Raw genomic sequence first — 13,405 nt, 5'->3', positions numbered from 1 at the left:
GAAGCAATGGCCGGAATGAACAATCTGGAAATGTCTGAAAAAGCCAAGCCGCTTTTGGCCGCCGTGATCAAACATATCCGCGAAAACGTCGATCCGATCACAGATGAATATTATGCCTTGGGCGAAGGCCGCGCCGATCGTTGGTCCCATGCACCGGGCCAGCTTGAACTGCTGGAAACCGCCAAGAAAAAGGCGCGTGAAAACGGTCTGTGGAACTTCTTTTTGCCCAATGCCGAAACCGGTGAAGGTCTGTCGAACCTCGACTATGCCTATATCGCGGCCGAGCTTGGCAAAAGCCCGCTTGCGTCTGAATCGCTGAACTGTTCGGCACCGGACACCGGCAACATGGAAGTGTTGGAGCGCATCGGCACGCAAGAACAGAAAGACACGTGGCTGAAACCGCTTTTGGCGGGTGAAATCCGGTCGGCCTTTGCGATGACCGAACCCGACATGGCTTCCTCGGACGCCAAGAACATCTCGACCTCTGCCGTGCTCGAAAACGGCGAATGGGTCATCAACGGCGAGAAGTACTATATCTCCGGTGCCGGCGATCCGCGCTGCAAGATCATGATCACCATGGTTAAAACCTCGCCAAACGCCGAACCTTTCCGCCAGCAGTCGCAAATCCTTGTGCCCATCGACACCCCCGGCGTCGAGATCATCGGCCCGATGCATGTTTTCGGTCACGACGACGCGCCACATGGCCACATGCACATCAAATTTACCAACGTCCGCGTGCCCGAAGCGAACATGCTGTGGGGCGAAGGCAAGGGTTTTGAAATTTCTCAAGTGCGTCTTGGACCTGGCCGTATCCACCACTGCATGCGGTCGATCGGTGCGGCAGAAAAGGCGTTGGATCTGATGATCGAACGCGGCCTGAGCCGTGAAGCCTTCGGCAAAAAGATCATCGACCTTGGCAAGAACATGGAGACAATCTCCCGCGCGAAGATCGAAATCGAAGCCATGCGTTTGATGGTTCTCAAGGCGGCCAAGGCGATGGACGTGTTGGGCAACAAAGAGGCGCGCATCTGGGTCAGCATGATCAAGGCGATGGTCCCGGAAAAAGTCTGCAACATCATCGACCAGGCCATGCAGGTCCACGGCGCGACGGGCATTTCGCAATGGTCGCCGCTGTCCAACATGTACACATCGCAGCGCACGTTGCGCTATGCGGATGGCCCCGATGAAGTCCACCACCACGTGATTGCCCGTGCGGAAGTAAAGGATTACCAGGAATCCAACCTGCGCACATCCCGCGCCCGCGAAGAAATCGCGACAGGCAGGTCGCGGGGGGGCGTATGACCCTGTTTGATCTGGCCGGAAAGGTGGCACTGTTGACCGGTGCCTCCAAAGGCATGGGCTTGGCGATGGCCAAGGCCCTTGCCGAACATGGTGCGACTGTCGTGATTTCGGCGCGCAAGCAGGATCAGCTTGACGCCGCCGCAGCGGAAATCAACGCGCTTGGTAAAGGCAAAGCATTCGGCGTGGCCTGCAATGTGGGCTATAAGGAACAGCTTCAGGCGCTGGTCGACGAAACGCATAAGGTTGCGGGCAAGATCGACATCGTGATCGGCAATGCCGGCGTGAACCCCTATTACGGGCCAACGTCGGAAATCCCGGATGATGCCTATCAGAAAACCATGAACGCCAACGTGCAGTCCAACCTGTGGCTGGCGCAGATGGTCGCCCCTGACATGATCGAAAAGGGTGCAGGTTCGATGGCGTTCACTTCGTCTATCGGGGCGTTCAAACCGTCGGTCATGCTGGGCACCTATGGGATGTCCAAGCTGGCGCTGATCGGGCTGGTGCGCAACCTTGCGGCGGAATTCGGCCCCAAGGGCATCCGCTTCAACGCGATCTGCCCCGGACTTGTGCGCACCGAATTCGCCCGCGAACTATGGGACAATCCCGAAGTCGAAGAGCGTATCAAAAACGACATCCCGCTGCGCCGCTTGGGCGAGCCCGAGGATTTTGCGGGGCTTGCCGTATTTCTGGCCTCGGATGCGAGCCGCTACATGACCGGTCAGGCGCTGACCGTTTGTGGCGGATCGAACATGTGGACGTGAGGGGCTGATATGGAACTGAAAGACAAGATTATCGTCGTGACCGGTGCCGCAAGCGGCATCGGCAAGGCGATGGCCATTCGTTTCGCGGCTGAGGGTGCGAAGCGGGTCGTGTGTGTCGATCTGAACAAGGACGGCGCGCAAGAGGTTGCCGATGGCATCGGCGGCGTGGCGTTCGGGGTCAACGTCGGTGTCGAACAAGAGATCGCCGACATGATCGAAGCGGTCGAGACTGATATCGGCCCGATCGATCTGTTCTGCTCGAACGCGGGCATTCTGACAGCGGGGGGTATGGATGTGTCCAACGATGACTGGCAGCGCATCTGGGACATCAACGTGATGTCCCATGTATGGGCCGCACGCCATCTGGTACCCCGCATGACCGAACGCGGGGGCGGCTACCTGCTGAACACCGCGTCGGCGGCAGGCTTGCTGAACCAGGTCGGCTGCGCCCCTTACGGCGTGACCAAGCACGCGGCGGTTGCCTTGGCCGAATGGCTGGCGATGACCCATGGTGATGACGGGATCAAGGTTTCGGTGCTGTGCCCACAAGCGGTGCGCAGCGAAATGACACGTGGTCACGAGGAATCGGTTGCGGCTTTGGATGGCATGTTAGAACCTGAACCGGTGGCAGAGGCCTGCGTCGAAACGATCCGGAACGAGACGTTTCTTGTGCTTCCGCACCCGCAGGTGTTGGAGTACATGCGCAAGAAGACCGACAATTATGACCGCTGGATTGGTGGCATGCGCAAGCTGAACCGCCAATACGGGGATGTCCGCAATCCAAAGAAGGCCCCCTCATGATCGGGTACACAACAGTCGGCACTGCCGACATGGAACGCGCTAAAAAGTTTTATTGCGATCTGTTCGAAAGCAAGGGGGCCAAGGTGCTGGTGGATGCAGGGCGCATCGCCATGATCGGCACGGGCCGCGGCACACCGATGATTGCGGTTTGCGAGCCCTACAACAAAGAGGCCCCCACCCCCGGCAACGGTGTGATGGTCGCCTTCACGGCAGAGACGAAGCCAGAGGTGGACGATATCTATGCCCGCGCGATTGAACTGGGGGCGACCTGCGACGGCCCTCCCGGCCAGCGGGTGCCAGACCGTTTCTATGGTGCCTATGTACGCGACCACGACGGCAACAAGCTGTGCTTTTTCAAATTTGCTTAACCTGAACCACTGCCGTCCGCGTCACGCGGGCGGCAGATTATAGACACGCCGCGCTGTATCCGAAAACACCGCTGTCTTTTCGCCTTCCGTCAGATCGGCCGACATTTTCTTGAACGCATTCCAGATCACCGGATAGCTGACAGCGGTGCGGTCCACGGGAAAGTTGCTTTCGAACATGCAACGGCTTGGCCCGAACACCTCCAACATATGCGCGTACCATTTGCCCTGCACCTCGACAATCTCGTCCGAGGACGGCGGAGTATCGCGGTGCATATACCCGAACCCGTTGTCCGGCATACAAAGACCACCGAGTTTTGCCATCACGTTCGCACATTCGGCCAGTTCGGCCATGTGCTCTTTCCACACCTTGAAAATCTCGTCACGCTTGCCTTCGAACCGGCCGACACCCAGCGGGGTGCCAAAGTGGTCCAGGATCAACGTCGTGCCGGGCACGGCGCGGGCCAGATCAAGAAATTCCTGATGCTGATGGTGGTAATGCCAACTGTCCAGCGTCAGACCCCGTTCACCCAAGATCGCCGCACCGCGTCTGAAGTCGGGATCGCCATATTGGTTCGGCACCCCGCGCCCCGGTATGGCAAGGCTGGCGGGTTCGGGATCACGCGCGCCGGAATTGCGAATACCCTTGAACAAGCCTTGGCCTGCTTCCTCGTGCGCATCCAGCGCTTCGTGCAGCAAGGCAGGGTCCAGCACCAGTTCGGTCTGCCCGATGATGCCGGCAATCTTGGCTTGCCCTTCGCCTGCGGTCGCAGCCATCCGCGTGACTTCGCGTGTCTCAGCCACCGATTGCAGATGTGCCGGCGCTTCCAGATCCCAGTAGGACCGGCATTCAATATACATCGTCTGGACGACGTTATGGCCCGATGCGGTATCCCGCCACAGGGCGTCCATCTCGTAAACTGCGGGATTTTCATCGGTGCCGTGCCGCCACAGATGGTGATGCGGATCGACGATCTCGCGGTCAGGATCGATGATGGGTTCATCCACCAACCCCAGCCAATCATCGCGCAGTTCAATGCCCGGGTGCCACCCCGGATAGCGGCCACCGGTCTGGGTCATCAGCTTTCTTTCTTCTTGTAAGGACGCATAAGGCCTTCTTGGGCAGTGCTGGCGGCAAGCTGTCCGTTCTGGTTATAGATCAGCCCACGGTTAAAGCCGCGCGCACCACCCGTGAACGGCGCGTCAAGTTCGTAAAGATGCCAGTCGGAAAAATCGATAGGCGCGTGGAACCACATGGCGTGATCAAGGCTGGCTGTCATGACCTTGCCCTGAAACCACGTCAGCCCGTGGGGCCGGAGCGAAGACCCCAGCAGATTCATATCCGATGCATAGGCAAGCAAACATTGCTGCATGATCGGGGATTGCCCCTTGGCCGCCTCCATCCGGAACCAAAGGTAGTTCTTGTCGGTCGTCTTTTCGGGATCGAACAGATCACGGGGTTCAACCTCGCGTATCTCGATGGGGCGTTCCCGCAGGAAATCATCGCGGTGCTTGGCGGGGATCTTCTCGATGTAGGGTTCGCGCAGATCGGGGCGGTCCAGCCAATGTTCGGGGCCTTTCACGTCTGGCATCGCGTGCTGATAATCCCAGCCCTCTTCCTCTACGTGGAACGAGGCGGACAGGTTGAAGATTTGCTTGCCGTGCTGGATTGCAACAACGCGACGGGTGGTAAAGCTGCCACCGTCCCGCGCACGGTCGACCTGATAGATCACCGGAATGGACGGATCACCGGGGCGGATAAAATAGGCGTGCAGCGAATGGCACATCCGGTCGGGCACGGTGCGATAGGCGGCCATCAGCGCCTGCGCGATGACATGGCCGCCAAAAATACGCGTCGTGGTTTCGCCGCCCGACCCGATGCCCCGAAACAGATCGACCTCGAGCTGTTCGATATCCAGCAGTTCAAGCAATTGGTGGGCGGCGTCTGTCATGGGTTAGTCCTTTTGGGTCGCCCGTTTTGCGGCATAGGCGATATAGAAATCAAAGCTGTCCGGGTTGGCCATTGAATCGCGGTTCACGACCTTGACGGGATCCTGGCCAAGCAACAGCTTTTTCACCGGAACCTCAAGCTTTTTGCCCGAAAGGGTGCGCGGTATTTCGGCGACCTCGATGATCTCGTTCGGGATAAAGCGCGCCGACACGTTCTTGCGGATCGCTGCGTTGATCTTGTCCTTCAGCGCATCATCAACCGCCACGCCCTTGGCCGGAACGACGAACAACGGCATGAAACTTTCCCGGCCGAGGAATTCAAGATCGACGACAAGGCTGTCCATCACATCGTCAATGCCTTCCACGGCCTGGTAGATTTCGGCACTGCCAAGGCGCAGGCCCTTTCGGTTGATCGTGGCGTCCGACCGGCCATAGATCACCGATCCGCCGTCTTCGTTGATCTCGATCCAGTCGCCGTGACGCCAGACACCGGGATAGGTGTCGAAATAGCTGTCGTGCAGGCGGCTGCCATCGTCATCGCCCCAAAAGAACAGCGGCATGGACGGAAGCGGTTCGGTGCACACCAGTTCGCCGACGACGCCGGTCAATTCATTGCCGTCTTCGTCAAAGGCGCGCACGGCATTCCCAAGCGCGCGGCACTGCATTTCACCTGCGCGCACCGGCATGCCGGGGTGCCCCAACACGAAAGCCCCAGCCAGATCAGTGCCGCCTGAAATCGGAGCAAGCCAGACATCGGCTTTGACGTCCTTGTAAATCCAGTCATAGGCGTCCGAGCTAAGCGGCGAACCTGTGGAGCCCAGCGATTTCAGGGCACCAAGGTCAACGTCTTCGCGCGGTTTGATCCCTGCCTTCATGCAGCCGCTGAAAAACGCGGCCCCCGCCCCAAAGAAATCCAGCTTTTCGTCTCCAACGAACCGCCAGATCACACCCATGTCAGGATGGTTCGGTGCACCGTCGAACATCGCGACAGTGGTACCTTGACCAAGGGCCGTGAACTGCGAATTCCACATGATCCAGCCTGAAGAGGTCAACCAGCAATAGCGCCCGCCGCGTTTGAAATCATGGTGCAGCGATTGCTTGGCCGATTCCAGAATGATGCCGCCATGGCCATGCACGATGGGCTTGGGGTTGCCGGTGGTACCAGACGAATAAACGATCCAAAGCGGATGATCGAAGGGCACCTGGGTCGAGGTATATTCGACCTTGTCATGCAGCAGATCATCCCATGCGATGTGCCCCGCGGGCAGGTCACCGACAAAAGGCACCGTGATACATTGAATTAGGCTTGGCAGCTCTGCTTCGATCCCCGCCAAAATCTCGCGACGGTCGATGGTTTTGCCCGCGTGAACATACCCGTCTTGGGTGATCAGCACTTTGGGGGCGATCTGCTTGAACCGGTCAAGGATTGCGACATGCCCCATATCAGGCGCGCAGAGCGACCAGATCGCGCCGATGCTCGCGGTCGCCAGAAAAGCGATCATCGCGGTTTCGGTATTGGGCAGAACCGCAACGACACGGTCACCTTTTTCCACGCCCATACCGCGCAGACGTGCGGCAACGCTGGCCACTTGCGCACGCAGGTCCGACCACGACAGTACCTTGCGGCCAAAGGTTTCGGACTGCACGATCAGCGCGTCCCCGTTGGCTTGGCTGTCAACGTGCTTCATGATCTGGTCGGTGAAATTCAACATCGCACCGGGGCACCATTCCGCGCCCGGCATCTGACGGTTCGCCATGACTTTGATGTAGGGCGCGCTGGCCTTCACGTCGAAGAATTCCCAGATCGCGCCCCAAAAGCCATCCAGATCATCGACGCTCCAGCGCCACATGGCGTTGTAATCCGCGAAGGTCAGGTTGCGCTTTTCCTTCAGGAAACGCTCGAACGCGGCCATCGTCGAGGCATCATAACGATCGGGCGTCGGGCTCCAGAGAATTTCGTTCATGTCATCGCTCCGTGGATAAGCGCCTTGAGTTGCGGCCGCGCCGGATAAGAACTGGACGGAGCAAGTTGTGTAAAGAATACGACGGAGAGATCCAGCACAGGATCGACCCAGAAGAAGGTCGAGGCCATGCCCCCCCAGCTGAAATCGCCGGTGCTTGACGGCACGCGCACGCGACCGGCATTCAGGACGACAGCCCCGCCAAGGCCAAAGCCCATCCCCTCCATCGGTTGTTCCGCAAAGCTGGCCGGACCCATCGACGCGATGTCACCGGGCAGATGGTTGCGCATCATGAAGCTTAGCGTTTTAGGAGAAAGCAAGCCAGCCCCTCCCGTACGCAGCATCTCGGTGAACTTGAGGTAATCATCAATGGTACCGACCAGACCGCCCCCACCCGAATGCATTTCGGCGTTCAGGAAAGGCGATTTCTCCGGGCGATCCACGCAGCGCAGCGTCGGTTCAGCCGGCTTTGCTTCGTTCAGCGCATAGGCACTGCCCGCAAGCGGAGTGTAAAGCGCGGCAAAGCGATCCTGCGCACCTTGCGGGACAGAAAACCGCGTTTCGTCCATGCCCAAGGGGCCAAGGATTTCGTCGATAAAGAACTGCTCAAGCGTCTTGCCCGACACGATCTCGACCACGCGGCCCAACACGTCGATGCTGACTGAATATTCCCAACGACTGCCGGGATGAAACGCAAGCGGCAAAGCCGCGACACGGTCCGTCATTGCCTCCAGCGATCCTTGGTCGGCGCGGAACAGGATGTCATGCTCCTCCATCGCTTTCGCAAGGACACCGGGGTTGAACGGATAGCTTAGGCCCGATGTGTGGGTCAGCAAGTGGTGCAACGTCGGCGTCTCGCAGGGTTCGGTCTGGTCAATGCTGGTGGCACCGGGGATCAGACATTCCATCCTGGCAAAGGCGGGAATGAAATCCGAGACAGGTGCATCAAGGTGGAACAGCCCCCGTTCGGCCAGCATCATGATCGCGACCGACGTGATCGGTTTGGTCATCGAATAGATCCGCGCGATGGTGTCGCGTTCAAAGGGCTTGCCTGTCTCGACATCCCGTGTGCCGGTGGCGTTGAAATAAACCTCTTTGCCCGCTTGCGTCACCAATACCGAGCATCCGGCAAAGCGGTTGCGATCGACATAGCTTTGCATCCAGTCGCCGATACGGCCCAGCCGATTACTGTCAAAACCCATAAAAATCCTCCTAAGACGCATCAGCGCCTCAGGAGGATGAGGCCGCCAGAAGCGACGTTTTACATTACCATCAGATCGAAACGCAGATCAGACTTCGAGCCATTCCTTGCGCACATCGTCGCGGGCCTTCAGGTCGGCTGGCGTACCTTCGAACACCACCTGACCGTGGCCCATGACATAGACACGATCCGCAATATCCATCGCGATGGACAGCTTTTGCTCGACCAGCAATGTCGAAATGCCGCGGTTCGCGATTTCTTTCAGCACCTCGGCGACTTTTTGAACCATCTGCGGGGAAAGCCCTTCGGTCGGTTCGTCGATCATCACCAGATCAGGGTCACCCATCAGCGTGCGGCACATGGTCAGCATCTGCTGTTCACCACCCGACAGGACCGACGCTTCGACGTCCGCGCGCCGATCAAGGTTTTCGAACATCTCGAACATGGCTTGCATAGACCAGCGGCCCGCACCGTCCTTCTGGCCGGGCTTCAAACCCAGCGTCAGGTTCTGGCGCGTGGTCAAACCCGGAAAGATATCCCGGTTTTCGGGCACATAGCCGATGCCGAGGTTGGCAATTTGAAACGCCTTCTTACCGGCGATCTCCTGCCCCTGAAACTTGACCGAACCATGAGGTTCAACTTCGCCCATGATGGCCTTGCAGGTCGTGGACCGGCCCACCCCGTTGCGCCCCAGAAGCGCGACGATTTCGCCTTCCTTCACGTTCAGGTTCACACCCTGAAGGATGTGGGATTTGCCATAATAGGCATGCATATCGGTGACTTCGAGCATCATTAGTGTTCTGCCTCCAATGCGGCGCCCAGATAGGCTTCTTGAACGCGTGCGTCGGCGCGCACGTCAGCGGGTTTTCCTGTGGCAATGATTTCGCCATAGACCAGCACCGAAATGCGGTCGGCCAGACCAAAGACCACGCCCATGTCATGTTCAACCATGATCAGCGTTTTCCCGGCCGTCACCTTGAGGATCAGGTCGGTGATATAGTCGGTTTCCGTATTGCTCATGCCCGCTGTCGGTTCATCAAGCATGATGACATCTGCACCACCGGCAATGGTGATCCCGATTTCAAGCGCGCGCTGTTCAGCATAGGACAATGTTCCAGCCGGCAGATTGCGCCGTTCCAGCAGGTTGATCTGGTCCAAAATCGCTTCGGCCCCTTCGGTCAGATCACGCTTTTGGTTCACCAGATGCCAGAAGCTGTATTTATAGCCCTGGGCCCACAGCAACGCGCAGCGGACGTTTTCAAACACGGTCATCGCCGGAAAGATATTCGTGATCTGGAAAGACCGGCTGAGACCTTTGCGGTTGATCTGGAACGGTTCGAGGCCCGCCAGATTTTCGCCATGCAGTTTGACCGTGCCTGACGTCGGTGCAAACCGTGCGGTGATCAGGTTGAACAGTGTCGATTTACCGGCCCCGTTCGGGCCGATGATCGCGTGGCGTTCGGCCTTGCCGATGCTCAGGTCAATGCCGCGGATGATCTCGGCCTTGCCAAAACTTTTCTTGAGGCCAGTCAGTTCAAGGGCTGGTGTGCTCATGATGCGCCTCCTGCTGTGTTTGCTTCGTTCCATGCCTCTTTCAAGGCGGGTGCGGTGGCTTTGGTGATGCCAAGGCCAATCACGGTGATCGCCAGTGCGATTACCCACGGTAGGACGTCATGGCTGTTGAACGTGGTCCAGAAGATCGTCATTTCCTCGTCTCCCGGAGCCGCGTGGCGGAAGTGGAACGTCATTTCGACCAAGGCGGCAAGACCAAGCAGCCCTATCGCGCCGGGCAAGAGTGTCTTGAGGTATGGCATGACCAATCTATGCGCCTTGCCTAGTTTGAACACCGGCACATGCATCATCAACAGCCCCGCCAGTCCACCCGGAAAGAACATAACGGTCGCGACGAACAGGACCCCTGCATAGAACGCCCAAAGTTCCGTCGAAAGGCTAAGAACCGTTTGCAGCAACGTAAAGGCAATCGCACCGATAATGGGCCCGAAGAAGAAACCGACGCCACCCAGGAAAGTGACCAGAAGGATCACGCCAGAGGATGTGGTGTTCAGGTTCTCTTCGGTCAGGATTTCGTAGTTGATCGCGAAAAGTCCCCCCGCGATGCCGCAGAAAAAGCCCGACGCTACAAAGCTGTAGTATCTGACCCAACGAGAAGAATAGCCAAGGAATTCAGCGCGTTCCGGGTTGTCGCGCACGGCGTTTGCCATACGGCCTACCGGTGTGCGGCTCCAAAGATACATCAGGGCGGCGGAAATCACGAGCCACGCGATGGTCAGGTAGTAGACTTCGATCTGCTGCAGGAATTCGATGCCAAAAAACGGGTTCGCATAGGTACGGTCACCGCTGATGCCCTCTTCGCCGCCGAAAAAGGCCACGATGATAACCGAACAGGCAGCGATCAATTCACCGACACCCAGCGAGATCATGGCAAACACCGTCCCCGCCGACCGGGTCGAGAATGACCCGACGATCATCGCGAGTCCCATGCCGAACAAGCCGCCGAAGATCGGCAGGATTACGAGGGGGATGGTTTCAAAGAAGTCCGACATGTTCATGATGTGCATGCAGGCAAACCCGCCCACACCGGCATAGACCGCGTGCCCGAAGGACAACATGCCCCCCTGTCCCAGCAGCATATTGTAGGCCAGCGCGAACACGATGGTGATCGACATCTGGTTCATGATCGTCAGCGCCGAGTTATTGGTAAACACCATCGGCAGGAACACCAGGACGACAATTGCGATCAGCCAGGGTGCCAGCGTCAGGGTCATGGAACCGGCACGCATGCGCTCAAGAGCCTTGGTCGGGTCGGTTGTGATTTGATCAGTCATGAGCTGCGCTTTCCGAAAAGACCTGCCGGGCGGAAGATGAGGATCAGCACCATCAGGATGTAGGGCAAGATGTCAGCGATCTGCGGGCTCGTAAGGCTCCAAAAATCGCGGAAGACGCTGTCGCTCAGGTTCTCAGGGGTCGAGATCCCGATGGCGTTCAGAAGGCTTTCCATCTCGATGTTATAGGATTTGGCGAAAGTGGTGATCCAGCCGATCAGCAAGGACGCGACCAGCGCCCCCCAAAGCGACCCGAGCCCGCCGATCACGATCGTGACGAACACGATAGACCCAAGCACAAAGGCCATGCCCGGAAAGGTGCCAAGGACAGGGCCGGCGATAACGCCCGCCAATCCGGCAAGCGCGGTACCGACGCCAAAGACACCCATGAAGATCAACGGCACGTTATGGCCCAAGGCCTCGACCGTGCGGGGATAGCTAAGGGCGGCCTGAATGATCATTCCGACGCGCGTCTTGGTCAGGATATAAAGCAGACCGATGAAGATGCCGATCGAGATGAAGATCATGAAAATCTTGTACGCGGGGATCGAATTGCCCGAGATCGCAAAGGCGGTAAAATTCAGCACCTCTGGCACGGAATAGGGCATCTGGTTCTTGCCCCAGACGAATTGGACCATTTCTTCGATCAACAGCGCCAGACCAAAGGTAAAGATCAGTTCAGGCACGTGACCGTACTGGTGGACACGGCGCAGGCCGTAGCGTTCGACACCTGCCCCCAACACACCGACAAGCAGCGGCGCAATCAACAGGCCCATCCAAAAGCCCAAGGCAACGCTGATCTGATAGGCAAAATAAGCGCCAAGCATGTAAAAGCTGGCGTGGGCAAAGTTCAAAACACCCATCATCGAGAAAATTAGGGTCAGACCGGCGGACAACATAAACAATAGCAGTCCGGTAACCAGCCCGTCGATCAGATTGACGAGAATGAGGTCCATGAGGCCCCTCCAGTGAGTGGTGAATTCAGAAAGAAATGGCCCGTCCGAACGCTCGAACGGGCCGTGAGGCGCAAGGGGTTAAGGGCGCTTCATCTCGCATGTTGTCGGGCTGTCCATCGATGCGTTGACGACAGTGGATTCTGTCACGACGCCGAAACCGGAGTTGTCGTAATCGAATTCAACGTTTTCGTCTGTGTGGACACCGATGTTCATGTCCTGAATCAACTGGTGATCCTGTGGACGCATGTACAGTTCACCGCCCCACATGCTTTGGTACTTCATGCCTTCCAGCTTGCTTGCAACAGCAACGACATCGTCAGCGGTGCCCGCTTCCTTCATTGCTTCTGCCAGCATGCCGATGGTGTTGAAGATCCGGCTTTGGTCGATGTTGCCTTCAGGATATTTTTCCTTGAACGCATTGTAGAGTGTCCGTGCTTCTTCGGATGCAATCGGGTTGATCCCACCTTGGGAGATCAAGCGAATGCGACCCTTGCCGCTTTCACCGAAGGCAGCCGTGATACCGGAACCTGCTGCATAGTAGGTATAGATCGGACCTTCAAAGCCGTTCTCGATGATCGACTTGCCAAGACCCAGCATGTCGGCACCCCAGTTGCCTGTGATGACGGCATCCGCTTCAGAGGAGATGACCTTGCGCGCGTAGGGCGTGAAGTCTTTCACCTTGCCGATTGGGTGCAGTTCGTTGCCGACGATTTCAATGTCGGGACGCTTTTCACCCAGCATGCTTTCCGCAGCAGCCGCAACGGCCTTACCGAACGAATAGTCCTGACCGATCAGGTAAACTTTCTTGATGTTTTCATCTTTGGCGATCACGTCTGTCAGCGCGTCCATCTTGATGTCGGCGTTGGCATCAAAACGGAAGTGCCAGAAGTTACATTTTTCATTTGTCAGCGCAGGGTCGACAGCGGCGTAGTTCAGAAACAGAACACGGCTGTCGGGGTTGCGCTTGTTGTGCTTTTCAATGGCTTCGGTCAGCGCGTTCGCAACGCCCGAGGAGTTACCCTGAACGATGTAGCGGACGCCTTGGTCGATGGCGACCTGAAGCTGGATGAGCGATTCCTTCGGGCTTGTCTTGTTGTCGAAACCGATGACTTCGAACATGTCGCCGTCCAGAATACCGCCCTTGTCATTGATCATGTACTGGGCAGCAAATTCGAACTGGTGCAGACCATTCGTGCCGGTGCTTGCGAACGGGCCGGACAGCGGATCGATAAATGCAATTTTGATATTTTCGGCAAAGGCAG

At 57.7% G+C, this 13,405-nt stretch carries 13 protein-coding genes; 4 read left to right on the top strand and 9 right to left on the bottom strand.

Annotation, left to right across the window (positions count from 1 at the left end; translation table 11 throughout):
- The first annotated feature begins 15 nt into the window (after positions 1-15).
- The 4 genes from RGAI101_RS18125 to RGAI101_RS18110 are packed head-to-tail and all read left to right on the top strand — an operon-like array spanning position 16 to position 3,235.
- The gene (locus RGAI101_RS18125) at positions 16-1,302 is read left to right on the top strand and encodes an acyl-CoA dehydrogenase family protein (RefSeq protein WP_037230019.1); all 1,287 of its coding nucleotides are present in this window, start codon (positions 16-18) and stop codon (positions 1,300-1,302) included.
- Positions 1,299-2,066, top strand: a complete 768-nt coding sequence (locus RGAI101_RS18120) for an SDR family NAD(P)-dependent oxidoreductase (protein WP_008229530.1) — start codon at positions 1,299-1,301, stop codon at positions 2,064-2,066. Before RGAI101_RS18125 ends, RGAI101_RS18120 begins: the two co-directional genes overlap by 4 nt.
- A gap of 9 nt (positions 2,067-2,075) precedes the next feature.
- Positions 2,076-2,867 carry an SDR family oxidoreductase gene (locus RGAI101_RS18115; RefSeq protein ID WP_008229570.1) on the top strand — a complete coding sequence of 264 codons (792 nt, stop codon included), beginning with the start codon at positions 2,076-2,078 and terminating at the stop codon, positions 2,865-2,867.
- Positions 2,864-3,235, top strand: coding sequence for a VOC family protein (locus RGAI101_RS18110; protein ID WP_008229759.1), 372 nt, complete (start codon positions 2,864-2,866; stop codon positions 3,233-3,235). Before RGAI101_RS18115 ends, RGAI101_RS18110 begins: the two co-directional genes overlap by 4 nt.
- Positions 3,236-3,256: 21 nt before the next feature.
- On the opposite strand, the gene RGAI101_RS18105 is transcribed toward RGAI101_RS18110, so the two are convergent.
- The 9 genes from RGAI101_RS18105 to RGAI101_RS18065 all read right to left on the bottom strand — a co-directional run.
- Positions 3,257-4,312, bottom strand: a complete 1,056-nt coding sequence (locus tag RGAI101_RS18105) for an amidohydrolase family protein (RefSeq protein ID WP_008229839.1) — start codon at positions 4,310-4,312, stop codon at positions 3,257-3,259.
- Positions 4,312-5,184, bottom strand: coding sequence for an acyl-CoA thioesterase (locus RGAI101_RS18100; RefSeq protein ID WP_008229861.1), 873 nt, complete (start codon positions 5,182-5,184; stop codon positions 4,312-4,314). Before RGAI101_RS18100 ends, RGAI101_RS18105 begins: the two co-directional genes overlap by 1 nt.
- 3 nt (positions 5,185-5,187) lie before the next feature.
- Positions 5,188-7,146 (bottom strand): acetoacetate--CoA ligase, encoded by a 1,959-nt coding sequence (locus RGAI101_RS18095; RefSeq protein ID WP_008229722.1) that lies wholly within the window; start codon positions 7,144-7,146, stop codon positions 5,188-5,190.
- Positions 7,143-8,345: a serine hydrolase domain-containing protein gene (locus tag RGAI101_RS18090; protein ID WP_008229753.1), complete on the bottom strand. Its 1,203-nt coding sequence runs from the start codon at positions 8,343-8,345 to the stop codon at positions 7,143-7,145. The genes RGAI101_RS18095 and RGAI101_RS18090 overlap by 4 nt, the downstream gene beginning before the upstream one ends.
- An 87-nt stretch (positions 8,346-8,432) precedes the next feature.
- Positions 8,433-9,137 carry an ABC transporter ATP-binding protein gene (locus RGAI101_RS18085; RefSeq protein WP_008229813.1) on the bottom strand — a complete coding sequence of 235 codons (705 nt, stop codon included), beginning with the start codon at positions 9,135-9,137 and terminating at the stop codon, positions 8,433-8,435.
- Positions 9,137-9,898 carry an ABC transporter ATP-binding protein gene (locus RGAI101_RS18080; RefSeq protein ID WP_008229843.1) on the bottom strand — a complete coding sequence of 254 codons (762 nt, stop codon included), beginning with the start codon at positions 9,896-9,898 and terminating at the stop codon, positions 9,137-9,139. Before RGAI101_RS18080 ends, RGAI101_RS18085 begins: the two co-directional genes overlap by 1 nt.
- The gene (locus RGAI101_RS18075) at positions 9,895-11,190 is read right to left on the bottom strand and encodes a branched-chain amino acid ABC transporter permease (protein WP_008229750.1); all 1,296 of its coding nucleotides are present in this window, start codon (positions 11,188-11,190) and stop codon (positions 9,895-9,897) included. The genes RGAI101_RS18080 and RGAI101_RS18075 overlap by 4 nt, the downstream gene beginning before the upstream one ends.
- A complete protein-coding gene (locus RGAI101_RS18070; RefSeq protein ID WP_008229654.1) occupies positions 11,187-12,143 on the bottom strand; it encodes a branched-chain amino acid ABC transporter permease in 957 nt (318 codons plus the stop codon). Before RGAI101_RS18070 ends, RGAI101_RS18075 begins: the two co-directional genes overlap by 4 nt.
- Before the next feature lie 78 nt (positions 12,144-12,221).
- The coding region (locus RGAI101_RS18065) for a branched-chain amino acid ABC transporter substrate-binding protein (protein ID WP_037230016.1) at positions 12,222-13,405 on the bottom strand (1,184 nt) is incomplete at its 5' end.

Origin of the sequence: Roseobacter sp. GAI101, assembly GCF_000156335.1 — a bacterium.
Taxonomy (GTDB): Bacteria; Pseudomonadota; Alphaproteobacteria; order Rhodobacterales; family Rhodobacteraceae; genus Sulfitobacter.
This window is presented reverse-complemented; position numbering and strand designations above follow the sequence as displayed.